The 24,557-nt window shown below is 67.8% G+C and carries 23 protein-coding genes; 18 read left to right on the forward strand and 5 right to left on the reverse strand.

All coding sequences use genetic code 11. The annotated features are described in order from the left end of the window. The first annotated feature begins 41 nt into the window (after positions 1-41). Positions 42-920 carry a hypothetical protein gene (locus C0012_RS07680; RefSeq protein ID WP_162621854.1) on the forward strand — a complete coding sequence of 293 codons (879 nt, stop codon included), beginning with the start codon at positions 42-44 and terminating at the stop codon, positions 918-920. A 455-nt stretch (positions 921-1,375) separates the two neighbouring features. Here C0012_RS07680 and C0012_RS07690 read toward each other — a convergent pair whose 3' ends face one another. Next, positions 1,376-2,365 (reverse strand): hypothetical protein, encoded by a 990-nt coding sequence (locus C0012_RS07690; protein ID WP_162621853.1) that lies wholly within the window; start codon positions 2,363-2,365, stop codon positions 1,376-1,378. Then, positions 2,358-2,915 (reverse strand): RNA polymerase sigma factor, encoded by a 558-nt coding sequence (locus tag C0012_RS07695; RefSeq protein WP_110589176.1) that lies wholly within the window; start codon positions 2,913-2,915, stop codon positions 2,358-2,360. The genes C0012_RS07690 and C0012_RS07695 overlap by 8 nt, the downstream gene beginning before the upstream one ends. A 221-nt stretch (positions 2,916-3,136) precedes the next feature. On the opposite strand from C0012_RS07695, the gene C0012_RS07700 reads away from it, so the two are divergent. The 12 genes from C0012_RS07700 (at position 3,137) to C0012_RS07755 (ending at position 17,340) form a co-directional block, all read left to right on the forward strand. After that, positions 3,137-3,583: a peptidase inhibitor family I36 protein gene (locus C0012_RS07700; RefSeq protein ID WP_110589175.1), complete on the forward strand. Its 447-nt coding sequence runs from the start codon at positions 3,137-3,139 to the stop codon at positions 3,581-3,583. A gap of 89 nt (positions 3,584-3,672) precedes the next feature. After that, positions 3,673-4,527 carry a hypothetical protein gene (locus C0012_RS07705; protein ID WP_162621852.1) on the forward strand — a complete coding sequence of 285 codons (855 nt, stop codon included), beginning with the start codon at positions 3,673-3,675 and terminating at the stop codon, positions 4,525-4,527. 73 nt (positions 4,528-4,600) lie between these two features. Next, positions 4,601-5,743: a peptidoglycan-binding domain-containing protein gene (locus tag C0012_RS07710; protein ID WP_110589173.1), complete on the forward strand. Its 1,143-nt coding sequence runs from the start codon at positions 4,601-4,603 to the stop codon at positions 5,741-5,743. Further along, on the forward strand, positions 5,743-7,623 hold the full coding sequence (locus C0012_RS07715; RefSeq protein ID WP_162621851.1) for an ABC transporter ATP-binding protein/permease: 1,881 nt from the start codon (positions 5,743-5,745) through the stop codon (positions 7,621-7,623). Before C0012_RS07710 ends, C0012_RS07715 begins: the two co-directional genes overlap by 1 nt. A gap of 212 nt (positions 7,624-7,835) precedes the next feature. Next, positions 7,836-8,954, forward strand: coding sequence for a pyruvate dehydrogenase (acetyl-transferring) E1 component subunit alpha (gene pdhA / locus C0012_RS07720; RefSeq protein ID WP_110589171.1), 1,119 nt, complete (start codon positions 7,836-7,838; stop codon positions 8,952-8,954). Beyond that, a complete protein-coding gene (locus C0012_RS07725; RefSeq protein WP_110589170.1) occupies positions 8,951-9,970 on the forward strand; it encodes an alpha-ketoacid dehydrogenase subunit beta in 1,020 nt (339 codons plus the stop codon). The genes pdhA and C0012_RS07725 overlap by 4 nt, the downstream gene beginning before the upstream one ends. Further along, positions 9,967-11,193, forward strand: coding sequence for a dihydrolipoamide acetyltransferase family protein (locus C0012_RS07730; RefSeq protein ID WP_110589169.1), 1,227 nt, complete (start codon positions 9,967-9,969; stop codon positions 11,191-11,193). Before C0012_RS07725 ends, C0012_RS07730 begins: the two co-directional genes overlap by 4 nt. A gap of 19 nt (positions 11,194-11,212) precedes the next feature. Beyond that, positions 11,213-12,823: a carboxyl transferase domain-containing protein gene (locus C0012_RS07735; RefSeq protein ID WP_110589168.1), complete on the forward strand. Its 1,611-nt coding sequence runs from the start codon at positions 11,213-11,215 to the stop codon at positions 12,821-12,823. A gap of 5 nt (positions 12,824-12,828) precedes the next feature. Then, the gene (locus C0012_RS07740) at positions 12,829-14,790 is read left to right on the forward strand and encodes an acetyl/propionyl/methylcrotonyl-CoA carboxylase subunit alpha (RefSeq protein ID WP_110589420.1); all 1,962 of its coding nucleotides are present in this window, start codon (positions 12,829-12,831) and stop codon (positions 14,788-14,790) included. Continuing rightward, positions 14,787-15,290 carry a MaoC family dehydratase gene (locus C0012_RS07745; protein WP_110589167.1) on the forward strand — a complete coding sequence of 168 codons (504 nt, stop codon included), beginning with the start codon at positions 14,787-14,789 and terminating at the stop codon, positions 15,288-15,290. Before C0012_RS07740 ends, C0012_RS07745 begins: the two co-directional genes overlap by 4 nt. Then, positions 15,287-16,114, forward strand: a complete 828-nt coding sequence (locus tag C0012_RS07750; RefSeq protein WP_269777928.1) for an HpcH/HpaI aldolase/citrate lyase family protein — start codon at positions 15,287-15,289, stop codon at positions 16,112-16,114. Before C0012_RS07745 ends, C0012_RS07750 begins: the two co-directional genes overlap by 4 nt. Before the next feature lie 14 nt (positions 16,115-16,128). Further along, on the forward strand, positions 16,129-17,340 hold the full coding sequence (locus tag C0012_RS07755) for an acyl-CoA dehydrogenase family protein (protein WP_110589418.1): 1,212 nt from the start codon (positions 16,129-16,131) through the stop codon (positions 17,338-17,340). A 271-nt stretch (positions 17,341-17,611) separates the two neighbouring features. Here C0012_RS07755 and C0012_RS07760 read toward each other — a convergent pair whose 3' ends face one another. Beyond that, the gene (locus C0012_RS07760; protein ID WP_110589166.1) at positions 17,612-17,905 is read right to left on the reverse strand and encodes a transcriptional regulator; all 294 of its coding nucleotides are present in this window, start codon (positions 17,903-17,905) and stop codon (positions 17,612-17,614) included. Continuing rightward, entirely contained in the window at positions 17,905-18,720 is an 816-nt protein-coding gene (locus C0012_RS07765; protein ID WP_110589165.1) for a hypothetical protein, read from the reverse strand. Before C0012_RS07765 ends, C0012_RS07760 begins: the two co-directional genes overlap by 1 nt. An 87-nt stretch (positions 18,721-18,807) precedes the next feature. On the opposite strand from C0012_RS07765, the gene C0012_RS07770 reads away from it, so the two are divergent. From C0012_RS07770 to C0012_RS07780, 3 genes are all read left to right on the forward strand, one after another. Next, positions 18,808-19,662 (forward strand): siderophore-interacting protein, encoded by an 855-nt coding sequence (locus C0012_RS07770; RefSeq protein WP_110589164.1) that lies wholly within the window; start codon positions 18,808-18,810, stop codon positions 19,660-19,662. 92 nt (positions 19,663-19,754) lie between these two features. Then, positions 19,755-21,050: a M20/M25/M40 family metallo-hydrolase gene (locus C0012_RS07775; protein ID WP_110589163.1), complete on the forward strand. Its 1,296-nt coding sequence runs from the start codon at positions 19,755-19,757 to the stop codon at positions 21,048-21,050. Between the two features lie 24 nt (positions 21,051-21,074). Beyond that, positions 21,075-21,917 carry an undecaprenyl-diphosphate phosphatase gene (locus tag C0012_RS07780; protein ID WP_110589162.1) on the forward strand — a complete coding sequence of 281 codons (843 nt, stop codon included), beginning with the start codon at positions 21,075-21,077 and terminating at the stop codon, positions 21,915-21,917. Positions 21,918-21,921: 4 nt separating this feature from the next. Here C0012_RS07780 and C0012_RS07785 read toward each other — a convergent pair whose 3' ends face one another. Next, positions 21,922-22,779, reverse strand: a complete 858-nt coding sequence (locus C0012_RS07785; protein ID WP_110589161.1) for a PAC2 family protein — start codon at positions 22,777-22,779, stop codon at positions 21,922-21,924. A 54-nt stretch (positions 22,780-22,833) separates the two neighbouring features. On the opposite strand from C0012_RS07785, the gene C0012_RS07790 reads away from it, so the two are divergent. Both C0012_RS07790 and C0012_RS07795 read left to right on the forward strand, forming a co-directional pair. After that, the gene (locus C0012_RS07790) at positions 22,834-23,532 is read left to right on the forward strand and encodes an HAD family hydrolase (protein WP_332835676.1); all 699 of its coding nucleotides are present in this window, start codon (positions 22,834-22,836) and stop codon (positions 23,530-23,532) included. After that, the gene (locus C0012_RS07795) at positions 23,529-24,551 is read left to right on the forward strand and encodes a tRNA (adenine-N1)-methyltransferase (protein WP_110589159.1); all 1,023 of its coding nucleotides are present in this window, start codon (positions 23,529-23,531) and stop codon (positions 24,549-24,551) included. Before C0012_RS07790 ends, C0012_RS07795 begins: the two co-directional genes overlap by 4 nt. Positions 24,552-24,557 lie beyond the last annotated feature (6 nt).

The raw sequence follows: 24,557 nt of genomic DNA on the forward strand, positions 1-24,557 counted from the left end.
GCATGTCCCGGCGGTGGGCGATACCTTCTCTGGTCGCGGGTGTGGCGGCGATCGTGATCGTCGTAGGTGCGGTCGTGTTGGTACCCCTACGGCCCGGATCTGCTGCTGCCGAGGTCCTGCACGACGCGGCATCACTGAGCGCGGAGGCTGTGGACATCGATGTCCCCGAGGGAGAATTCCTCGAGGTGCAAACGACGAGCACACTCCTGTCCCTGTGGGACGTGGATATGCCCGCGCAGTGGGCTCGTTTCAACAATGGTGATCCGCGGGCGGCCGAAGCAGGGCTCAGTGTCCAATCGACGCGGACCTTGTATGTTCCGTCGAACAGAGATGACACGTGGGTTCTTGTCGATTCTGCTCCGCAGGTCGTTGCGGAGTATGGTGCGCGCGCCGACGACGCTCGATCGGATTGGGACAAGCTGAACGCTGCGACAAGGCCAAAGAGCACTGTCTATCCAGGGGGAGTCAGCACAACTCCCGACGGCGGAGCGCGGTCGTACTTCGACGGTCGCGACGTCTACGGCGAGATGCCGCGCGATCCTGATGCTTTGCTTGATTGGTGGCGTGAGCGCTCCGGTCTTTCCGGTGGTGAGGCCGACCGGTGGGCGGTGAGCGGGATCGCTCAGGGCTTGAGTGTGAATCTCATGCCTGCGGATCTGCGCGCGGCGATGTTCGAAGCGCTCGCTCTGTTGGACAACGCCGATGTCATCGACACCAATGGTGCGCAGACGACGCTCGCGTTCGCCTGGGACTTAGGCGCACGGAGTATCGAGACACGGTTGACCATTGACGCTGAACGCGGGCTCCTCGTAGGGACGAAGGAACTTGAGCACCTTGATCGGGAGCTCTTCCCCTCACCTGTGGTGCTGCAGGAATCGGTGGTGTCGACCAGTATCGTCGACGCCACCGACTCGCCGTAGTTAGCAGTAGACGTTCGTGGTGCTCCCGTAGACGTTCGCCGATGACCCTGCCCCAGCTGTGGCGAGGACGGTTGTGCCGTTGCGTGCTTTCAGAGTTCCACTCGATCGAGCGTTCGCGATGGAACGGACGCTCCCGCTCAAGGCAGAAGTGGAGTGTGACCCGCACGAGCCCCAGCTCAGATACGTACCGGACGCACCATACCCGTTGAATGCGCAGACCCGCCCAGAGGCGCATTTGCCGACTGCGGCACGGGAGACGGTAGACGGCACCGTGAGAGTCATATCCAGCTTGGGCCACACAGCGTTCCAGTAGTCGACTGAAACGCCGCCTGGCTCAACTTTGAGCGCATAGGCGACCTCGGGCGCAACTTCGCCTGTATCTGCCGATGCGGCGCTGGCTTCTCCTCCCAGCAGAGAGACGAAGACAAGCGTCATCGCACCGAGTGTTCTGAACTTCATTCTGAGACCTCCCAAAGGTTATAGGCGACGACGTCTCCCGCCTTCAGCGGCGGTTCGTCCGTCGTGCGCACCGTTTCGATTCCAACGATTCGTCCAGTCTCCATAGAGACGAGCAGAACCCGCGCCGTTCCCGGAAAGCTGGCGGGCTCGGCGCGAAGACCCACCACCTGCCTCCTGAGGCGATCAGTTGTCGCCCCGAGCAGTTCGAGGTCACCAGCGTCAAGGAGCAGCTGGAGCAGGCCGGCATGCTGGTGATTCGTGAGCGTCCACAGCCCCATCGCAGAATCGATCGACTCGATCACATCGCCCGCTCCGGGCTCAACGATCGGCATGCCGAGCGATACCAAAAGCTCGTGCATATCCGGAACACTCTGGCCCGGTAGCGACGCGGATGGGACAGCGAATTCTCCTGTCTCGAACGTGACCTTGGAGAGCAGAGTGCCGGGAGCAGGAGCCATGTCGTCGGAGAGGGTCTGGATCCTGGGGTCAGCCCAGTACGCCTCTGCGGCTGTGGTTGTCTGTGCCCCCGAGAGATCCTTGTTCCACTTCAAGTCGATGATCTCTGGCTTGATGACCACAGGTGCGCGAGCTGTGTCCTCGTCCATGTCGATGTGAACGAACCAGCCAAGGTGGCGCGAGCCTCGTTCCGGTTGCTGCGGACCTGATGATTGCTCAAGGCTCATGATTGCTTCGCCGATGATGTCGCCCACCCCCTGTTCGTCGGATGTGAACTCCAGAGCGGGCGGTGTCAGCGCTTGAGCCGTGCCGCCGTCGATACGGAGCACTGCAACTACGACGATCATGATCGCCACAAAAGCTGTTGCCGTGGTCGCGAGGATGTTGCGCGATGAGCGCGGGCCACGACGTCGCATACGATCTTCTGAGAGCAGGGCTTTCAGATGACGTTCGGCACGGTCAGGCAATGGTCGACGGCGGTCGCTTTCGGGCGACCGAAGATCCCGCAGGCGAGCATCAAGATCATCCATTCCTGTTCGCCTTCTTTGCCGCGTGGGCTGGCGGAGAGATCTGGGGGCGTAGCTTCCTCCGGATTCGTGAGATACGCATCTTTACCGTGGCGACCGTCGTGCCGAGAACGTCGGCGGCCTCTTTGGCACCTAGGTCGTACCAATAGATCATCGCGACCAGCTCTCGCTCGGCCAACGGGAGGCATTGGACGGCTGCTACGAGCTCGACATTCCGTTCCTCGGGGAACACGAGCGCGTTGGCCTGATAGTCGCTGACCAGCCGGAGTTGCAGCCGTCGGTTTCTATCCCGCCGCTGATACTCGTTCCCGACGACGTTGCGTGCGCATCGGTAGAGCCAGGACAGTCCGATCTGCTCACCTTGCCGAACCCGTTTCCAGGCCAGTTCAAACACGGCCATCGCGAGATCTTCGGCCTCGTGCATGTCGGACACTCGTCCTCGGATCACCGCCGCTACGAGACTGAAGTACTGGCGGTAGAGCGCACTGAAGGCGTCCGCCTGTACCGCGTGCTCATACGTGTCGATGACGACACCCCTCTGCTGTGTGTAAATGCCCCTCTACGTCTGTTTGAGCCGCGCCGCGGAAGGTAACAGATCCGATGCGGGCGTGCACCGTGAACTGGACTCGGGCATCTGAGCAATACCGGGTATGAGCACACCTCGCAGAACCAGCGTCCGGGCATCAGCGGCGACGCGTGTTACCTTCGCGGCGCTCGCCAAACAGTCAAGGCAAGTGGCGACAATAGTGTCGTCCTCGACCGAAGGGGCATGTCATGACTGTGGCGAAACGAAAGGTGAGGAGCGGAAGGCTTCTTCCCGCAGTGATTGGGCTGGTGGTGGCGTTGGCAGCACCGTTGGTCGCAGTGGTGCCTGCGAATGCCGCGGCAAGCGATTGCTCGAGCGGCTACACCTGCATCTGGCGGGATCACACGTACAGGACGAACGGCAGCGGGACCTCTCGCGTGCAGTTCCAGCAGTACATCCCGGACTACTCGACCTTGAACTACTCGGGCACGACGATCAATGCCGGGAACAACGCAGTCTCGGTGTACAACAACGGGAACACCGACCGCGTGCGCATCTACGACAGGGCGAACAAGGGCGGAAGCTACTTCCAGCTGGCAATCAAGACCGGCGACGGCAACATCAGCAACAGTGCCGGCTACATTCAGGGCATTTCCTGGCGTCCGAACTCCGGCTATTTCTCGACATTTTGGTGAGTCGACGCCGGCCCCAGGCGGCAGTTGCGTCATCCCGCGGCGGGCTATTCGTCCGCCGCGGGATGACCGCGGTGCTGGCGGCGTCCTGCATGGTCACTCTGGCGGGGTGTGTGCAGGCAGACACGGGCGAAAACTCAAACACCGATGTCAGCGCCTACTTGCCCGAGCAGAACCTCACGCTCTGGACGATGCCACTTGACCAGTACATGGTGACCAAGGCGCAGAGCCAGCGAGAGAGCTATGCGACTGCACTCCTCACCCAGGAGTGCCTTGACGAGCAGGGTTTCGTGAACCAGGTGCCGTCGATGTCGTTTGTCGACGATCCTGACGACCTCGGGATCCGCGATGTCTTTACACCGGAGATCGTGTCGGAGTTCGGGTATCACTCTCCGGGTGTAATGCGAGAGGAGAACGCGGACTGGCAGGCGTATGCGAGTCGTCCGATGTCCGACGGGGAGGCGGTTGCTGTGGACGGCTGCGTCCGGGACGTGCTCGATGCCGGGCTCGTGAGGTATGAGAACCAGGTACTCAACTTCGCGACCGGTCTTGCACAATCCGCGTTCTCCGGCTCGCTACAAGCCCCGGAGGTCAAAGAAACGGCTACCGCGTGGAGGGAATGCATGGCGCCGAGGGGCGTCGAGGATCTCCCTGAGGACCCCTCCGGCATGCCGTCCGAATCGCTGTCGTCTCGGTTCGGCCTCGCAGCAACACCCGATGCCGGTCAGACCCTCACAGTGACGCAGGAGGAGATCGACCTTGCGAGCTTTGACGCGAAATGCCGGCAGTCTTCTGGATACGAGCAAGCACGGTACCGCGCGGAGTGGTCACGTCAGGTGACATTGCTGGCGGAGAACCTCACCGCGCTAGAAGATGCGAAGTCTCAGATCGCCGACATCGACCGCTCCCTCAGCGAAGTGATCGCCTCTCATGCCCCGGCCGCTTAGCACAGGCCAGGAACGAACCACCACATCACCCCGGAGGCGAGGACGCGGCATCGTCATCGCCGCAGTTGTTGCGGTGGCAGCGCTCGCGTTGCTCGCCGCCGGATGGTTCGCCGCAGGGATGTTCCGTTCGCCCGAACAGATCGCTGCGGCCGCCTCGCCGCCGCCGCCCTCCGAAGTGACCGCCACCGTGGATCGGGGGGATCTTCGTGACGAGATCAACCTACAGAGCACTGTGAGACGAGAGCGGACAGAAGACGTCATCATCCCCTCCGCTGAGGACACGCCGGTCGTCACAGCCAACCCGATCGATATCGGCGGCGAGGTGTTACCGGGCGCGCTGGTGCTCGAGGTGAACGGGTCACCTGTGTTCGCGCTTCCCGGCGAGTTCCCGTTCTATCGCGACATCACACTCGGAGCGACAGGAACTGATGTCAGGCAGCTACAGGAAGGCCTCCGGAAGGCCGGTCTTGATGTCACCGTCGATGGAATGCTCGGCCCATCGACACGTGCCGCTGTCGAACAGCTATACCGCAACGCAGGCTATACGGCTCGGTCTGCTGAGGTCGAGGTACAACCGCAGCCGAATCAGGGAGAGGAAGCTGGCGACAAACCCGACGGCGGAGACGCTGTCGACGATGCCGTGAGGCAGAGGGAGGCACCTCGCGAGATCGTCGTCGTTGACGCATCGTCCTTTGTGACGATCCGTACCACGCCATCGTTTCTCACGACAAGGCCAGCGGTTGGCACGACCGGCGAAGACGCCACGAAGATCACCGTCACGAACGGCCCGCTGCTGGCATTCGCGTCCGTCACCTCGAGTACTGCCGCGATCCTCACTCTGGAGATGCTTGGAACGGCGACGCTACCCGATGGGACGGAGATCGCTCTTTCCGTGAGCGCGCTCGGTTCCCCGGATGAAGATGGGATGGTCACCGCGACGCTGACTCCCAACGACCAGGCTCTGCCCGATGACCTCCTCAACGCCGAGTTCACCATCTCGCTCACTCGGCAACTCGCCGCCGAAGACGCGCTTATTGTGCCCACCCGCGCCGTTTCTCCACAGGGGACGGGGCAGCAGGTCGTTCTCCGGCGCAGTGACGACGGCACTTTCTCAGAAGTCCACGTCGAAGAGATTGCAGCGCTCGGCGGGCGAAGTGCGATCACCGTTCTCGACGACGGAGATCTCGCTGAGGGTGACGAGGTCATGGTCGAATGATGCGCGAAGTGAAACTGTCGCGGGTCTCACGCGTCTACGGAACTTCGCCCACCGTGATCGCTCTCGATGGCATAGAACTCACCATCGGCCAAGGGGAGTTCGTCGCGATCCAGGGCGAGTCAGGCGGCGGCAAATCAACGCTGCTCAACATCCTCGGTCTCCTCGACACGCCCACAGGCGGGGACTACTTCCTCGGTGGACAGGCCGTCAGTGACGTCTCGGCGGGGCAGCTCCCGCTGACTCGCTCGGACTCGTTCGCATATGTCTTCCAAGCGTTCCACATCCTTGAACAACGTCCAGCGGTAGAGAGCGTTGAGTTGTCGATGCTCTACCGAGGAATCTCCACACAGGTACGGAGAGACCGGGCACTCGACGCATTGACACAGGTCGGCATCGACCATCTCGCCTACACGGTCGGACGCAACCTCTCCGGTGGTCAGCGACAGCGAGTCGCCGTAGCGCGCGCACTCGCCTCCCGCGCCCCCGTGCTACTTGCTGACGAGCCCACAGGAAATCTCGATAGCCGGAACACACAGGCAGTGATGGAATGCCTCGAACGCGTACATCGCACCGGAGCGACCGTGGTCCTGGTCACCCACTCCCAAGAACTCGCTGCTCGCGCAGACAGACGCATTCAGGTTGCAGATGGGAAGATCGTCGCAGACTCCGGACAGTCGTCGCCAGTCGCGCCACCGCCACCTGCGCCTGACGGAGAAGCCGGGCGTGTGAGACTACGGCATGCGCTGGCCGACGTCTGGGCGAACGTCACAAGCCGTATCGGCCGCACGAGCGGTCTCGTCGCCGCAGTCGCTGTAGCGATTGCTCTGGCTGTCGCCACATCGGGTCTGGCCTTCTCTGCCCAAGCTCAAGTCTCCGACACCTTCAACGCCGCTGAGAGCACCGATGTTTTCATGCAATGGGACGAACTCACAGGCGACACCGGCACCGCCGAGAGCATCGTTCAACGGCTCGCAGCGCTGAACGGCGTCACGGCAGCGGGTGTCGTCTCACACCACGACGCACGCACCGTCAGTGCCTCTCCCGTGCGGCCGCCGCTTATGGCCCCTGTGCTCACGTACGAAGGGCAGCTCGAGGCCGCCCGTTTGGGTGTTGAATGGCCCGCTGCCCCCAGAAAGACACTCGGTGACGGCGAGGCTCTGGTCGGCCGCAACCTGGCGGATCAACTGCAACTCCCTACGCTCCCCACGACGCCCGTCATCGAAGTCGACGGTGCTCCGCTGTCCGTCGTCGGCATCATCGACACATCACCCAGGGCTCCGGAATGGCTGGGAGGTGTTGTCACCACCACCACCAGTGAAATCCGATTCGCTGACCGGACGATCTCCGTGACCGCGCTCGTCACCACCGCGACCGGGGCGGCGAACCAAGTGTCGCGCGAAGCACCGCTGGCCATCGACCCCTTCGCCCCCGACCGACTGGTCGTCAAACAACCCACTGACCCGAACTCGCTGCGAGCAACAATCGAAGGAAGCGTGCAGGCCTCCCTCATCGTCCTCACCGTCGTCGCGATGCTCGGCAGCATCGCCAGCGTCACTCTCGCTACCCTCGCCGCAGTTGCAGAGCGCCGAGGCGAGATCGGGCTTCGGCGAGCCCTAGGAGCCAGACGGCGAGACATCTGGTCGATGCTCACACTCGAAGCAACGGCCATCGGCGTCAGCGGCGGAATGATCGGTGTCCTCCTCGGCCTGGGCGCGATCCTCGCCGTGACTATCGCCAGACACTGGACACCAATCTTCGACGCACGCCTTGGCTTGGCGGCAATCTTCGCCGGTGCCCTTATCGGTATCGTCGGGGCTCTCGCCGGTGCCATGCGCGCGGTCCGTATCGCGCCAAGCGAGGCGCTCCGCCCCGGAAACTGACTCTTGGGGTGACACGGACCCGTCCCCGCGAGTGTCCCCGTCCCGCGCTATCCGACGTCATCGTGTCGATCCCAGGGGAGATCAGGTTCGCAATCTGCATGAGTTGGCAAGGGGGCATTGCTCGAATTGCGCCTCGGGGTTAGCGTGAGGCGGAGCCCGTATCTGGGCTGACGAAGCGCCCACAAGGCGTGCGCGAACAAGGAGGTTCCGCGATGTCGATAGCCGTGCCCCCACCCCAGACCGAGCTCGTCTCCGGGCTCGACGCACCGCTCAGCGTCCTGCACCCCGATGGGTCCCGCCAGGAGAGCGAGATCCTCGACGAGCACCTTGCCGACGTGGATGAGACGGCGCTCACCGATCTCTATGTCGATATGTCGATCGTCCGCCGAGTCGATCAGGAGGCCTTCGCGCTCACGCGCCAGGGCAAGCTCGTTCTCTGGCCGCCGCTGCTCGGTCAGGAAGCCGCCCAGGTCGGATCGGGGCGTGCCCTGCGTGAGACCGACTTCGTCTTCGGCTCCTACCGCGAGCACGCGCTCGCCGTGCTGCGCGGGGTCGGCTTCGCCGGATTCCTCGGTGTGTGGGAGGGGCTGACGTTCTCGGGGTGGGACCCGCACGCCCATCACCTCGCGACGCCCCAGATCATCATCGGCGCGCAGACCCTGCACGCGACCGGATACGCCATGGCGACTCGCATGGACGGCGCCGACGACGTGGCGGTTGCGTACCTGGGCGACGGTGCGACGAGCGAAGGCGACGTGAACGAGGCGATGGTCTTCGCGAGCACCTTCCGCGTGCCCGTCGTCTTCTTCTGCCAGAACAACCACTACGCCATCTCCGAGCCTGTGCGCGTGCAGTCCGACTTTCCGCTCGCACTGCGTCCGACCGGATTCGGCATCCCGGCGTTGCGGGTGGACGGCAATGATGTCCTCGCCGTTCACGCGGCGACCCGGATCGCACTCGCGCGAGCCCGTTCCGGCGGCGGCCCCACCTTCATCGAAGCCGTCACCTACCGCATGGGTCCGCACACCACGACCGACGATCCGACCCGCTATCGGCGCGACGAGGAGGTTGCCGACTGGCGCGAGAAGGATCCGATCCTCCGTCTCGAACGGCACCTCGAGAAGATCGGCGCACGCACCGACCGCATCCGAGAGGAGGCGCAGGTGCGTTGCGACGCGATGGCCCGTGAGCTGCGCGACGCGGTCATGACAGCTGAGGCTCCGGAATCCGCCACGATGTTCGATCACGTCTACACGCGTCAGACGGCGCGTCTCGAACGTCAACGCGCCGAGCATCTCGCCTTCGTCGACAGCATTGAGGAGGGCGCATGACGAGCAGCGGGATCGCCCTCGGCGCCGCCGTCGGACGGGCTCTCGGTGACGCGCTCGAGTCCGACGAGAAGGTCGTCCTCATGGGCGAGGACATCGGTCGGCTCGGCGGAGTGTTCCGGGTCACCGACGGGCTCCAGGCGCGCTTCGGCAAGAATCGCGTCATCGATGCGCCGCTCGCCGAGTCGGCCATCGTCGGCACGGCCGTCGGCATGGCCTATCGCGGATACCGTCCAGTCGTCGAGATCCAGTTCGACGGCTTCGTGTACCCCGCCTTCGATCAGATCGTCGCGCAGGTGGCGCGGCTGCATTACCGCACGCAGGGTCGCGTGCGCATGCCGCTCACGATCCGCGTTCCGTTCGGCGGCGACATCGGGTCCGTCGAGCACCATTCAGAGTCTCCCGAGTCGTACTTCGCGCACACTCCCGGTCTGCGCGTCGTGACCGCGTCGAGCCCGCAGGAGGCCTACTCGACGATGCGCGCCGCGATCGCGAGCGACGACCCGGTGATGTTCTTCGAGCCCAAGTCCCGGTACTGGGCGAAGGGCGACGTCGACACGGAGCTCACGCGCGACCTCGACACAGCGGCCGTGCTCCAGACCGGCCGCGACGTCACGGTCGCCGCGTACGGACCGGTCGTGAAGACGGTCCTGGATGCCGCCATCGCCGCGTCCGACGAGGGAATCGAACTCGAGGTGATCGACCTGCGCACAATCTCGCCGCTCGATGTCGACACCGTCGTCCGCAGCGTCTCGCGCACGGGACGACTCGTCGTCGCGCACGAGGCCGCGGCGGAGGCATCGGTCGCCAGCGAGCTCGTCACGAGCGTCGTGGAGAGGGCCTTCTCGTCGCTCCGTGCTGCGCCTGAACGGGTCACGGGGTACGACACCCCGTATCCGCCGTCGGCCATGGAGGGCGACTACCTGCCGAGCCTCGATCGGATCCTCGACGCCGTCGACCGGACTCTGGGGCGGCGCTCGTCGCGTACTGGCCTCGAGTACGCAGGAGATGCGCGATGACGACGTTTCACCTGCCCGATCTCGGCGAGGGCCTGGACGAGAGCGAGATCGTCGAATGGAAGGTGTCGGAGGGCGACTCCGTGGCGCTCAACGATGTCATCGCCGATGTCGAGACCGCGAAGGCCGTCGTCGAGCTGACGAGCCCCTACGCGGGTGTCATTCGTCGCCTCCACGCGGCCGAAGGCGAGACGGTCGAGGTCGGCGCACCGCTCGTCGAGTACGACGTCGAGGGCGCCGAGGACCAGGCGCCGGATTCGGATCCGGCGCCGAGCTCCGCGGTCGCGGCGCACGCCGAGCCGGGCGGCGAGGCTGCGGCCGCTGCGACCGCCGACTCCGCCGGCGCGGCGCCGGACGGTGCCGACGGCGACGATCCCGCCGCCGCGACGGACACGGACGGGCGGGTCAGCGTGCTCGTCGGATCCGTCAAGGCCGATCGGGGAGCGCGTCCGACCCGCCGCCCGCGCACCTTCGCGCAGGAGCCCTTCGTCCGTGACAGCGGGACGTCCGGCGCCCCCACGGCTCCCTCCACCTCGCGCCGGGAGCGCGTGTCGGGGCTGCGTCGTCGCACGGCGGAGGCCATGGTCTCGTCGGCCTTCACCGCCCCGCACGCGGCCTGCTTCCTGCAGATCGACGTCACCGATTCGGTGCGACTCGCACGCGATCTTGCCCCGTCGGCCCCGGAGGGCGCAGCTCCGTCGTTCCTCGGGCTCGCGTCGCGGGCGATCGTCCTCGCTGCCGGGCGCGTGCCGGGGGCGAACGCGACCTTCCACGCTGACGAAGAGGAGATCGAGTTCCACGCGCGCGTCAACCTCGGCATCGCGGTCGCAACCGATCGCGGACTGGTGGTCGCGAGCGTCGACGACGCCGATCGCCTCGACGCGTCCGAGATCACGCGCGGGATCGCCGAGCGAGCCGCGGCCGCGCGCGACGGGAGCATCACGCCCGAGGCGCTCACGAGCTCGACGATCACCGTCTCCAATGTCGGCGTCTTCGGCGTCGACGGCGGAATCCCGATCCTCAACCCCGGGCAGTCGGCCATCGTCGCGATCGGTGCCATCCGGCGGACCCCATGGGAGCACGAGGGGGAGATCGCGTTGCGCGATGTCTGCACGATCACGGTCTCGTTCGACCACCGCGTCATGGACGGCGCCGAGGCGAGCGCCTTCCTCCGCGACATCGGCGACATGCTCACCCGCCCGGGTCTCGCCCTGGCGCGCGTCTGACGAGGACTGAGGAGGCGAGATGACGGAACGGCTCACGACCGCGGTCGATGCGCGCGGGGAGATCGGGGCGCGGCGGCAGGAGGCGATGCGCGCGCTCGTCGATGATCTCCGCGCGCGCCTCGCCGCCACAGCGAAAGGCGGTTCTTCGCAGGCCCGGGAACGCCACGCCGCCCGCGGCAAGCTGCTGCCCCGGGAACGCGTCGACCGGCTGCTCGACGTCGGCAGCCCCTTCCTCGAGATCGCCCCGCTCGCAGCGAACGGCTGCTACGACGACGAGGCCCCGGCGGCCGGCGTGATCGCGGGGATCGGCGCCATCTCGGGCCGCCTCTGCATGATCATCGCCAACGACGCGACGGTGAAGGGCGGCACCTACTTCCCGCTCACCGTCAAGAAGCACCTGCGCGCGCAGGAGATCGCGCGAGAGAACCGCCTGCCGTGCGTCTCGCTCGTCGACTCCGGGGGCGCGTATCTGCCGATGCAGGACGAGGTGTTCCCCGATCGCGATCACTTCGGTCGCATCTTCTACAACCAGGCGACGATGAGCGCGGCCGGCATCCCGCAGATCGCGTGCGTGATGGGATCCTCGACCGCGGGCGGCGCGTATGTTCCGGCCATGAGCGACGAGACCGTGATCGTCGCCGACCAGGGCACGATCTTCCTCGGCGGCCCGCCGCTCGTGAAGGCCGCGACGGGGGAGATCGTCTCCGCTGAGGAGCTCGGCGGCGGCGAGCTGCACGCGACCGTGTCGGGCGTCGCCGATCATCTCGCCGATGACGACGCGCACGCCCTGCGCATCGTCCGCGACATCGTCGCGACGCTGCCGCCGGATCCCGCTCCGCCGTGGTCGGTCGGAGAGCCGAGAGAGCCATCGGTCGATCCGGGCACGCTGTCGTCGGTCGTTCCGGTCGACCTGCAGACGCCGTATGACGTCCGCGAGGTCATCGCCCGCGTCGTCGACGACAGTGCCTTCCATGAGTTCAAGGCCGGCTTCGGAACGACGCTCGTCACAGGCTTCGCGTCGATCTTCGGCCATCCCGTCGGCATCGTCGCCAATCAGGGGGTCTTGTTCAGCGAGAGCGCCCAGAAGGGCGCGCACTTCATCGAGCTGTGCGATCAACGCGGGATCCCGCTCGTGTTCCTTCAGAACATCACGGGCTTCATGGTCGGCAGCGAGTACGAGCGCGGCGGGATCGCGAAGCACGGGGCGAAGATGGTCACCGCCGTCTCCTGCGCACGCGTCCCGAAGCTGACGGTCGTGATCGGCGGATCCTTCGGCGCCGGCACCTATTCGATGTGCGGCCGCGCATACGACCCGCGCTTCCTCTGGTTGTGGCCGAACGCCCGCGTATCGGTCATGGGCGGCCCGCAGGCCGCGAGCGTGCTCGCGACGGTGAAACGCGAGCGGATCGAGGCGGCCGGAGGATCCTGGAGCCCCGACGAGCAGGCGGCCTTCGAAGAGCCCATCCGCGCCCAGTACGAGAGGCAGGGGTCACCGTACTACTCGACCGCCCGGCTCTGGGATGACGGCGTCATCGACCCCGCCGACACGCGGCGCGTTCTCGGCCTCGCCCTCGACGTGGTGGGCCGGGCGCCCCTGCCCGATGTGCGCTACGGCGTCTTCCGGATGTGATCGCCGTGTTCGACAAGGTCCTCATCGCGAACCGCGGGGAGATCGCGGTGCGCATCATCCGCACCCTCGACCGCCTGGGTATCGCCTCGATCGCCGTCTTCTCGGACGCAGATGCCGACGCGATGCACGTGCGCGCCGCGACCGAAGCCGTGCGCATCGGGCCGGCCGACGCCCGACGCTCGTATCTCGACGTCGACGCGATCCTGCGGGCCGCGCGCGAGACGGGGGCGCAGGCCGTACATCCCGGGTACGGCTTCCTCTCGGAGAGCCCAAGCCTCGCGCGCGCCCTGGCCGACGCGGGGATCGCGTTCATCGGACCTCCCGTTGCGGCGCTCGAGACGATGGGCGACAAGATCCGCGCCCGCGCCGCCGTCGAAGAGCGCGGCGTGGCGACTGTCCCGGGCGTCTCCGAGCCGGGCCTCGACGACGCGGCGCTCGCCGCGGGTGCGGAGCGCGTGGGGTATCCCGTTCTCGTGAAGCCATCGCAGGGCGGCGGAGGGAAGGGCATGCATCGCGTCGACGATCCCGCCGATCTGCCGGCGGCGCTCGCGCAGGCGCGACGCGAGGCGGCGAGCGCCTTCGGCGACGACACCCTGTTCGTCGAGAGATTCGTCTCCGCCCCGCGCCACATCGAGGTGCAGGTGCTCGCGGATGCGTCGGGCGCGACGATCCATCTCGGCGAGCGCGAGTGCTCGCTGCAGAGACGGCATCAGAAGGTCGTCGAGGAGGCGCCGAGTGCCCTGCTGACGCCGGAGCAGCGGGAGTGGATCGGACGCGCCGCCTGCGAGACGGCACGTGCCGTCGGCTACGTCGGGGCCGGCACGGTCGAGTTCATCGTCTCGGGCGAGCGGCCCGACGAGCCGTTCTTCATGGAGATGAACACGCGCCTGCAGGTCGAGCACCCCGTGACCGAGCTCGTCACGGGAATCGACCTCGTCGAGCAGCAGCTGCGCGTTGCGGCGGGGGAGCGCCTCGCGCTCGCGCAGGACGGGATCCGGCACGTGGGTCACGCGATCGAGGCGCGCATCTATGCGGAGGATCCGTCGGCCGATTTCACCCCGACGGGCGGCGAGGTGCTGCTCGCCGAGTGGCCGGCGGGCGAGGGGATCCGCGTGGACGCGGGCGTCGAGACGGGCGATGTCGTGACGGCGCACTACGACCCGATGCTCGCCAAGGTGATCGCGCACGCGCCGACGCGCGCGGAGGCGCTCGCCCGCCTCGACGACGCGCTCTCCCGTACGCTCCTCCTCGGCGTGCGCACGAACACGGACTTCGTGCGCGCGTTGCTCGCGGAGCCGCGTGTGCGGGACGGAGATCTCGACACGGGGCTCATCGACCACGAAGCAGAGCGGCTCGTCCAGAGGGAAACGCCGGATGCGGTGTTCGCGCACGCCGGGCTCGCGGTGATCGAGCGAGCCGCGGGGGGCGAACGCGCATGGGCGGCTGATGGCTGGCGTGTGGGCGGCGCCCTCGGCGCCTCCGTGCGGCTGCGGGACGGTGATGGCGTCGCGACCGTGACACGTCACGGGATTCCTTCGCTCGGCGGCGACGCCGAGCAGCGCCGTGTTGATCTGCGCGTGGAGCGCGACGGCGGGGCGGTGCGCTTCCGCGCCCTGCCGCGGGTCCTCGTGCGGATCGGATCCGCGGGCGATGCGTGGGTCGCAGATCCGACGGGCACCTGGTGCATCGAACCCGTGCGCCCCGCGCGTCGGGAGCGCGCCGGGGCCGCGCCGACGCTCGACTCGCCCATGCCCGGATCCGTCGTCGCCGTGCACGTCGCGGACGGCGACGTGGTGGACGAAGGGGCGGCGATCGTGAGTGTCGAGGCGATGAAGATGGAGCACGTGCTGCGGGCGCCCGTCGCGGGTGTCGTGGGCGTGCAGGTGACGACGGGAGAGCAGGTCGCGCGCGGGCAGGAGCTCGCGACCGTGACGCCTCCGGACGCGCAGGACGAGGAGGGATCATGACGGATCCGCAGGGCGGCGAGCGCCGCATCACGCAACGCGGGCTGTGGTTCGACGAGTTCGAGATCGGCGTCGTCTACGAGCATCGCCCGGGGCGCACCGTCACCGAGGCCGACGACGTGCTGTTCACAACCATGACGATGAACACGCAGGCGCTGCACCTCGATGCACACTGGGCGGCGCAGACCGAGTTCGGCGAGCGCCTCGTGAACTCGATGTTCACGCTCGCGACGATCGTCGGCATGTCGACGGGACAGCTCACGAATGGCACGATCGTTGCGAATCTGGGCTTCTCCGAGGTGGCCTTCCCGGCGCCGCTGCGGCACGGAGACACGCTCTACGGTGAGACGCGCGTGCGCGACACCCGGCCCTCGGCGTCGCGCCCCGGCCAGGGGATCGTCACGCTCGAGCACACGGGCCGCGACCAGCGCGGCGAGGTCGTCGCGCGCGCCGTGCGCACCGTCCTCATGCAGGGGCGCCCGGACGGAACGAGCGCGCCGTGAGCTTCTCGATGGGCCCCGCGCTGCTGTTCTGCCCTGGCGATCGGCCGGATCGCTTCGCCAAGGCCGCCGAACGGGCTGATGCCGTCATCCTCGATCTCGAGGACGGCGTCGCGCCCGAGGACAAGGCCGCGGCGCGCGAGGCGGTCGCGGCATCGTCGCTGGATCCGAATCGCACGATCGTCCGCGTGAACGCCGCGGACAGCGCGCACCTCGCCGACGACCTCGCGGTCCTCGCACGCACTGCCTACCGCACCGTCATGCTGCCCAAGGCCACATCGCCCGCCGATGTCGACGCGCTCGGCGCGCGCGACGTGATCGCGCTCTGCGAGACGGCGGCGGGCGTCGTCCGCGCCGCCGACATCGCCGCGCACCCGCGCGTCGTCGCGCTCATGTGGGGTGCGGAGGACCTCGTCGCGTCGATGGGCGGTACGTCCAGCCGCCACGCCTCGGGCGCCTATCGCGACATCGCGGCGCACGCGCGCTCGCAGGTGCTCCTCGCCGCGGGCGCCGCCGGTCGGGGCGCGATCGACGCGATCCGCACCGACATCGCCGATGTCGACGGCTGCCGGACAGAGGCCGATGACGCGGCCGCGAGCGGCTTCGCCGCGAAGGCCGCCATCCATCCCTCGCACGTCGCCCCGATCCGCGACGCCTTCGCCCCGAGCGCCGAGCGCGTCGCATGGGCGGAGCGGATCCTCGAAGAAGGGGAGCGCCGCCCGGGCGCCTTCCGTTTCGAGGGCCGCATGGTCGACGAACCCGTGCTCATGCACGCGCGCAGCATCCTTGCGCGCGCCCACCGCGGGGCCACGAGCCCCCGTCCGTGAAGGAGAAGACGACGATGTCGCTCATCACCCCCGTCCAGACGCCCGTTCCCGGCACCGAGATGCTCGAGCCCGAACTGCAGGACCTCGCCCGCCGCGTGCGCGAGTTCGCCGACGACGTCGTCGCGCCCGCCGCCTACGAGTACGACACCGAGCGGCGGCTGCCGATCGAGATCATCCGGCAGATGGGGCGGATGGGTCTGTTCGGGCTGCCGCTGCCCGCCGAGTACGACGGCCAGGGCAAGAGCTACCTGCACCTCTGCGTCGCCGTCGAGCAGCTCGCGCGGGTCGACCAGTCGATCGCCGTCACACTCGAGGCGGGCCTCGGTCTCGGCGCCATGCCCATCTTCCGCTTCGGCACCCCCGAGCAGAAGGCCCGTTACTTGCCGTCGCTCGCGCGCGGCGAGGGGCTCGCGGCCTTTGGACTCACAGAAGCGGACGCCGGATCCGACGCCGGCGGCACGAAGACGACCGCTGTGCTCGAAGACGGCTCGTGGCTCATCGATGGCTCGAAGCAGTTCATCACCAACTCGGGCACGCCGATCACCGAGATCGTGACGGTCACCGCCGTCACGGGCACGAAGGCGGGCAGCGACGGGACGCGTCGTCCTGAGCTGTCGACGATCATCGTTCCCGTGCCGACCGAGGGCTTCACCGCGCTGCCCGCCTACGACAAGGTCGGATGGCACACCTCGGACACGCATCCGCTCGTGTTCGACGGCGTGCGCGTGCCCGAGGAGAATCTGCTGGGGGAGCGCGGGCGGGGCTTCGCGAACTTCCTCAGTGTCCTGGACGAGGGGCGTGTCGCCTTCGCCGCCCTCTGCGTCGGCGCCGCGCAGGGCTGCCTTGAGCAGACGGTCGCGCACGCGAAGCGCCGCGAGGTGTTCGGCAAGCCGATCGGCGACAACCAGCACATTGCGTTCACGATCGCGCGGATGCAGTCGCGCGTCGCCGCCGCGCGTGCCGTCATGCACGACGCCGCGCACCGGATCGACAGGGGGATGCCGTTCACGACGCAGGCATCGCTCGCGAAGCTCGTCGCCTCGGAGGCGGCTGTCGCGAACGCCAACGACGCGACGCAGATCTGGGGTGGATACGGATTCCTCAACGAGAACGCGGTTGCACGCCACTACCGCGACGCGCGCATCCTCACGCTCGGCGAGGGATCCACGGAGGTGCAGCTCGGCGTGATCGCCCGAAGCCTCGGCTTCGATAAGGCCTTCGGCTGAGTCGGGGAGATGGCCTGTGTGATTCGGTGAGCAGCGTGCCAGCGCGGTCGACCTTGTCCTCGAGACGCGAACGTCCTGCGCTGGGGCCGCCTCAGGGGGTGTCGTGTGCGAAGATCGGCGATTGCTCGACAGCGGTGGCGTGGCGCGAACCTGGTTGTCGGTGACAGCCGAGGTGCTCGGCGGTCGGCGGGGCCGTCAGAGATGACGCGTCGCCCGCTGGTACTGGGGCAGCTGCGGGTTCCTCAGCGCCAGCGCCGTCGACCGCCACGGCTCACCCCTCGGCGATGGCGCGGAGGGCCGTGAGGTGGCGGGCGTAGGCGGCGCGACCCATTGCCGTTGTCGCGATCCAGGTTCGGGGTCGAGCGGCGACGTAGCCCTTCGTCGTCGTCACATACCCCTCGCGCTCGAGATAGGCGATGCCTTTGCTGACGGCTGAGTCATCGGCTTCAATGAGGTCGCGCAGGGTGCCGAAGTCGATCTGCGAGGCGTCGAGCAGGGCCGCCATGAGCGAGAGGCGGATCGGGGTCTGGAACGCGGAGTCCAGGTCGTGGCGCGGGTGGCCCATCACCGCTCCCGCGTCGCGACGAATGCGGTCGCGATCATCGGCGCCGCGGCAAGGACGCCGAGGATGAGCGTCATGGGTGTCCGGAGGATCGTCGTCGATGCGCCGAGCACGGAGGTCGCCAGCGAGAGTGCGGTCGCGAAGCCGAACGCGATCCAGTGGATCCGTCCCCATTCGAATCCGACGCGATTGAGTCCGAACGGCGTCGTCCAGGCGAAGATCAGTGCAGCCAGCGTGACCATGGTGACGACGGCCGCGATCGCTGCGGCGAGTGAGAATGACTGCGTCGCGATGAGCACGCCCATCGCCGAGCCGACGAAGCACGTCGAGGCGCGCACCGGCATGCTGAGAGGGCCCGTGGACCAGGTGCTGTGCTCGTCGCGGCGCGACCGCATCAGGAGGCGCCGGCCGGACGGGACGAAACCGGCGAGACACACGATCGGCAGAGCGAGACCGACCCACCAGGGATACCCGGGTCCGAAGATCGCGAGCGCGAGGAGGACGAAGAAGGAGACCAGGAGCACCACGGAGATGATGACCGCCGCGCGGGGAAGGCGGGGCCTCACGCCGAAGCGCTCGTTCGTCCCCTGGATGAGGGAGCCGAACGCGACGATCGGCAACAGCAGTGTCATCGGAGACGTGGGCTCCTCCGTGCTGGCGGTGAGGAGGTGGGCCGCGATGAAGGCCGCCACGAACAGGGCCGACCAGATGAGCATCAGCACGTACTCGCGCGGAACGACTCGCGCCCGCTCGCTCACCCGACGATGGGCGGCGAGGAGCTCGGCAGCCGTTCCCGCGGGATCTGATTCGCTTTCCATATGGAAAGTATGTTCCGTCGGGCAAGTTTACGCAATCCTCGGGTCGACTTAGGTGAACCTCACTCGACCTGTGTGAGGATGGACGGGATGAACGCCGCGAAGAAGCCCCGCCCGCAGTACGTGTTCGAGGTCGTCTCGACCGAGCGGGTGAGCCCGCACCTGATGCGTGTGCACCTCGCCGGATCGGGTTTCGATGCGTTCGCCGCGACCGCGGCCGAGCGCGGCAGCACCGACGCATACGTGAAGCTTCTCTTCGCCAAGCCCGAGCTGGACCTCGAGCCTCCCTACGACCTCGACGCGCTCCGCGAGCGTCTCTCGCCCGAGGACATGCCGTCGCGCCGCACGTACACGGTTCGCGCGATCGACCGCGAGTCACGCACGATCGCGATCGACTTCGTCGTGCACGGAGACGAAGGGATCGCGGGGCCGTGGGCCGCGAACGCCGCGCCCGGCGACCGGCTGTGCATGTCGGATCCGGCCGGCAAGTACGCGCCGGATCCCGCGGTGGACGAGCATCTTTTCCTCGGCGATGACGCCGCGATCCCCGCGATCGCCGCTGCAATCGAGAGCCTCCCGTCCGAGGCGGTCGGCCGGGCGCTCATCGAGGTCGGATCTCCGAGCGACGAGATTGCGATCTCCGCGCCCGCGGGCGTCGACATCCGCTGGCTCCATCGAGACGGCGCACCGTACGGATCCGCGCTCGTCGCCGCCGTCGAGGCGCTCGATCGGCCGACCGGGTCCGTCGACGTCTTCGCCCACGGTGAGCGCGAGGCGATGAAGCGACTGCGCCCCGTCCTCCACACGGAGTGGGGAATCGAGCGCGCGCGCCTGTCTCTGTCGGCCTATTGGGCCGCAGGGCGCGCGGAGGATACGTTCCAGGCCGAGAAGAGACAGCCGGTCGGCCAGATCTTCGACGACGAGCAGACGGCCGCGCGCGCCTGAGCCGCGGTCCGTTCCTGAGTCCCTTCGGGGAGACTCCCGAATCCGTGAGGCCTTTCACGGGGGCCGGGAGGCGTCCGGGTAGCGTTGGGCGTATGCCCACTCACGAGCTTCCCGAGGTCGTGCGCGTCGCGCGCGACCTCATCCGCATCGATACCACCAACTACGGCGGCGGCAATGCGAAGGGCGAGCGCGAGGCCGCCGAGTACGTCGGCGCGTATCTTCGCGAACTGGGCCTCGAGCCTGAGTTCTACGAGCCCATCGAGCGTCGCACGAACGTCATGGCGCGCGTCGAGGGGCGCAACCCGGACAAGCCCGCGCTCGTGCTGCACGGGCATCTCGACGTCGTTCCGGCCGTCGCCGCCGACTGGTCGGTGGATCCGTTCGCGGGCGAGATCCGCGACGGCCTGCTGTGGGGCCGCGGCGCCGTCGACATGAAGAACATGGACGCGATGATCCTCGCATCCGTCGCCGAACTGCTGCGAGCGGGAGAGAAGCCCGAGCGCGACCTCATCCTGGCGTTCTTCGCCGACGAGGAGAACGGTGGTGTGGAGGGATCCGCGCTCGTCGTGCGCGACCATCCCGAGTGGTTCGCGGGGGCGACCGAGGCGATCAGCGAAGTCGGCGGGTACTCGATCCCCGTCGGCGACGAGTCGGCCTACCTGCTGCAGGTGGGGGAGAAGGCACTCATGTGGCTCACGCTGCGGGCGCGCGGCCGCGCAGGCCACGGCAGTCGTGTCCACGCCGACAACGCCGTCACCCGTCTCGCTCGCGCGGTCGAAGCCCTCGGATCCACGAGGTGGCCCGTCGAGCTGACCGACACGACGCGCGCGCTCCTCGACGGTATGCGCACCATCTGCGGAGACGACAGCGAGGACCCGGACCAGATCGCGAGAGCTGCGGGCGCGGCCGAGGCGTTCCTCGCCTCGACCTGGCGCACGACGACGAACCCGACCGGTCTCGAGGCCGGTTACAAGCACAACGTGATTCCTGACCAGGCGACCGCGACGGTCGACGTCCGAGTCCTGCCCGGCACGGAGGACCGCGTGCTCGCCGAGATCCGCGAGCTCGTCGGCGACGACGTGGAGGTCGAGATCTTCCACCGCGACATCGGGCTCGAGGTGCCGTTCTCGGGCGCGCTCGTCGAGGCCATGGTCGGTGCGCTCGGGCGCCACGATCCGGGCGTCCCCGTGCTGCCGTACCTGCTCGGCGCCGGTACCGACAATAAGTCGCTCGCGACGATCGGCATCACGGGATACGGCTTCGCGCCGCTCAAGCTCCCGCGCGAGCTCGACTTCACGGGTATGTTCCACGGCGTCGACGAGAGGGTCCCGGTCGACGCGCTCACCTTCGGGCAGGGCGTCCTCACGGACCTCATCCGCACCTACTGACCTGATCTTCCAGAAAGCACGCGAATGCACATCATCGAGGCGATCGTCCTCGGCCTCGTCCAGGGGCTGACCGAGTTCCTCCCGATCTCGTCGAGCGCGCACATCCGCGTCGTCGGCGAGTTCCTTCCGTCCGCCGCCGACCCCGGGGCGACGTTCACGGCCATCACGCAGATCGGCACCGAGCTCGCGGTGCTGGTCTACTTCTGGACGAAGATCGTCACGATCATCAAGCGCTGGGCGCTCTCCCTCGTCGGCAGAGTGCCCCGGAACGATCCCGACGCGCGCATGGGGTGGCTCGTGATCGTCGCCTCGATCCCGATCGGCATCCTCGGATTCACGCTGCAGGACTACATCCGCGACGTCTTCCGCAATCTGTGGCTCGTGGCGGCCGTGCTCATCGTCTTCGGCATCATCCTCGGCGTCGCCGACCGCTGGGGTGCTCGCCGGCGCGAGATGAGCGACGTGACCTACCCGCACGGCATCTCGATCGGCGTCGCCCAGGCGCTCGCGCTCGTGCCGGGCGTGTCGCGATCGGGAGCGACGACGACAGCGGCTCGGGCGCTCGGCTATCAGCGCACGACCGCGGCGGAGTTCTCGTTCCTCATGGCGATTCCCGCCGTGTTCGGATCCGGGCTCTACGAGCTGAAGCACGGCCTGGAGGAGGGCGATGTCGGGCCCTACGGCTGGAGCGGCACAATCGTGGCGACCGTCGTCGCGTTCCTTGTCGGCTGGGTCGTCGTCGCGTACCTGATGCGATACCTGAAGACCGGCACGTTCATGCCGTTCGTGATCTACCGAGTCCTGCTCGGCGCGGCGATCATGATCCTGCTCGCGATGGGCGTGCTGACACCATTCGGCACCGCCTGACGGCTCATCCGCGTGGCGGACGGCCCTTCCCAGGGCCATCGCCGCGGAGGTACTTCTCGAAGGCCTGCGCGATCGCGTCGCCCGACGCCTCGGGCGAGTCCCACGTGTCGCGCGCCTCTTCGAGCTGCCGGATGTAGTCGGACATCTCCTCGTCGTCGGCCGCGGCCGCGTCGACCGTCGCCTCCCATGTCGCCGCTTCGGTCGGCAGCGAGCCGAGATCGACCTCGCGGGAGGTCAGATCGCCGAGCCGCTCGAGCAGCGCGAGGGTCGCCTTCGGGGAGGGCGACGCGCCCGCGACATAGTGCGGCACGCTCGCCCACAGTGACACAGTGGGGATCCCTGCGCTCTCGGCCGCGTCCGTGAGGACGCCCAGGATTCCGGTGGGGCCCTCGTATCGGCTGCGATCGATCTCGAGCTGATCGCGCAGGAGCTCGTTCTCGCTCGTCGCGTGCACCGCGATGGGACGGGTGTGAGGGACGTCGCTCATCATCGCACCGGCGGTGACGAGACCCGTGATGTCCTCGGCGAGCATGGCATCGATGAACTCGGCGGTGAAGCTTCGCCACGCTCGCGCCGGCTCGACACCGCGCAGCGTCCAGTATCCGCGGGGATCCAGCGGTCGATGAAGGGTCGCTTCGGGCCAATCGAGGACGCGTCTGGCCTCCCCGTCGAGGCGGATGGACGGGCGTGTGTACTGATAGTCGAAGAACAGCTCGGGGTCCACCGAGGCGATCTCGATGCTCGGCTGCGCGTCGCGAAGCACGCCCGCGGCATGCGATGCGGCCTCGCCGGCGTCGTTCCAGCCGTCGAATGCGGCGACCGCGACACGCGGACCGAGTGCCTGCTGGGTGCTGTCGTCCACCGGGCTCCCTTCTTATCGGGTGTCCCACCAGGCTAGACCTCATAGGCTGGTCCGGTGACTTTCAGCGACTCCGCGTGGCCTCGGGCCGTGCTCTGGGATATGGACGGCACGCTCGTGGACACCGAGCCGTACTGGATCGCGGTCGAGGGGCCTCTCGTCGAGAGTTATGGCGGCACCTGGACCCATGAAGACGCGCTGCGGCTCGTGGGCAGCGATCTCGAGGGCTCGGCCCGCATCCTGCAGGCGGCCGGTGTCGAGATGGGTGTGACCGAGCTCGTCGAGCACCTCACCGATCGTGTCCTGGAGCGCGTGAGCACTCACGGCGTCCCGTTCCGACCCGGTGCCCGAGAGCTTCTGCGCAGCCTGCGCGCGGCGGGTGTGAAGACAGCCATCGTGACGATGTCGCGGCGCCGTATGGCGGAGCAGATCGCGGAGCTCATCGGCTTCGACGCGTTCGACGCCATCCTCGGGGGCGACGATGTCGCGCGGCCTAAGCCGTACCCGGATCCCTATCTCGAAGGGGCTCGCGCGCTCGGCGTCGACATCCGTGACTGCGTCGCGATCGAGGACTCGCCGACGGGCCTCCGTGCCGCCGTCGCCTCGGGCGCCACGGCACTGGGAGTGCCACACATGGTGGCGCTCGACGGGCTCGGGGCACGAGAGCTGTGGCCCACGCTTGACGGGCGCTCGGCGGTCGATCTCGCAGAGCTCTGGCGCGCACATCGCGCAGCGCCGGCGGAGGAGCGGGCGTGACGGCGCCGCGCGGGCCGTTCCGCTACGGCGATCGCGTCCAGCTGACGGGGCCGAAGGGAAAGCTCCACACGATCACGCTGCGCGAGGACGGCGAACTGCACACGCATCTCGGCGTGCTCGCCCACTCGGAGCTCGAGGGGCGGCCCGACGGATCCGTTGTCGTGAACACCGGCGGGCATGAGTATCTCGCCCTCCGCCCGCTGCTGCGCGACTTCGTCATGTCGATGCCGCGCGGCGCAGCGATCGTGTATCCGAAGGACGCGGCGCAGATCGTGACCCAGGCCGACATCTTCCCGGGGGCCGTCGTCGTCGAGGCGGGTGTCGGATCCGGCGCGCTGTCGATGTCTCTCCTGCGTGCGGTCGGCGACGAGGGGCGATTGCTGTCCTTCGAGCGGCGCGAGGAGTTCGCCGACGTCGCCCGCGCGAACGTCGAGACGTTCTTCGGCGAGATCCCCTCGCAGTGGGAGATCCACTTCGGCGACCTCGCCGAGGCACTCCCTCGGGACGTTCCGGACGGCACCGTCGACCGGGTCGTTCTCGACATGCTGGCCCCGTGGGAGGTGCTGCCGGCCGTCAGCGACGCGCTCGCGCCCGGCGGCGTCGTGCTCTGCTACGTGGCAACGGCGACCCAGCTCAGCCGCATTGCCGAGTTCGTCCGCGGAATGGGCGGATTCACGGAGCCCGAGGCGAGCGAGACGATGGTGCGCGGGTGGCACGTCGACGGCCTCGCCGTGCGCCCCGACCACCGCATGGTCGGGCACACGGGGTTCCTGCTCACGGCCCGAAAGCTCGCGCCGGGCTCCATCCCACCCGAGGTGAAGCGGCGCGCGTCGAAGCGCAGCTACGGGGACGAGGACCAGGAGGTCTGGACGCCCGGAGCCGTCGGCGACCGCGAGATCACCGACAAGAATCTGCGCAAGCGGATCCGCGATGCTGAGAAGGCCGCGAGCGGTGCGCGACACGCCGCGAGCCTGCGCGCTGAAGACGACCCGGACGCGACCGCCCTCGACGATGAGTAGACTGAC

Origin of the sequence: Microbacterium suaedae, from assembly GCF_003254645.1 — a bacterium.
GTDB classification, from domain to species: Bacteria; Actinomycetota; Actinomycetes; order Actinomycetales; family Microbacteriaceae; genus Microbacterium; species Microbacterium suaedae.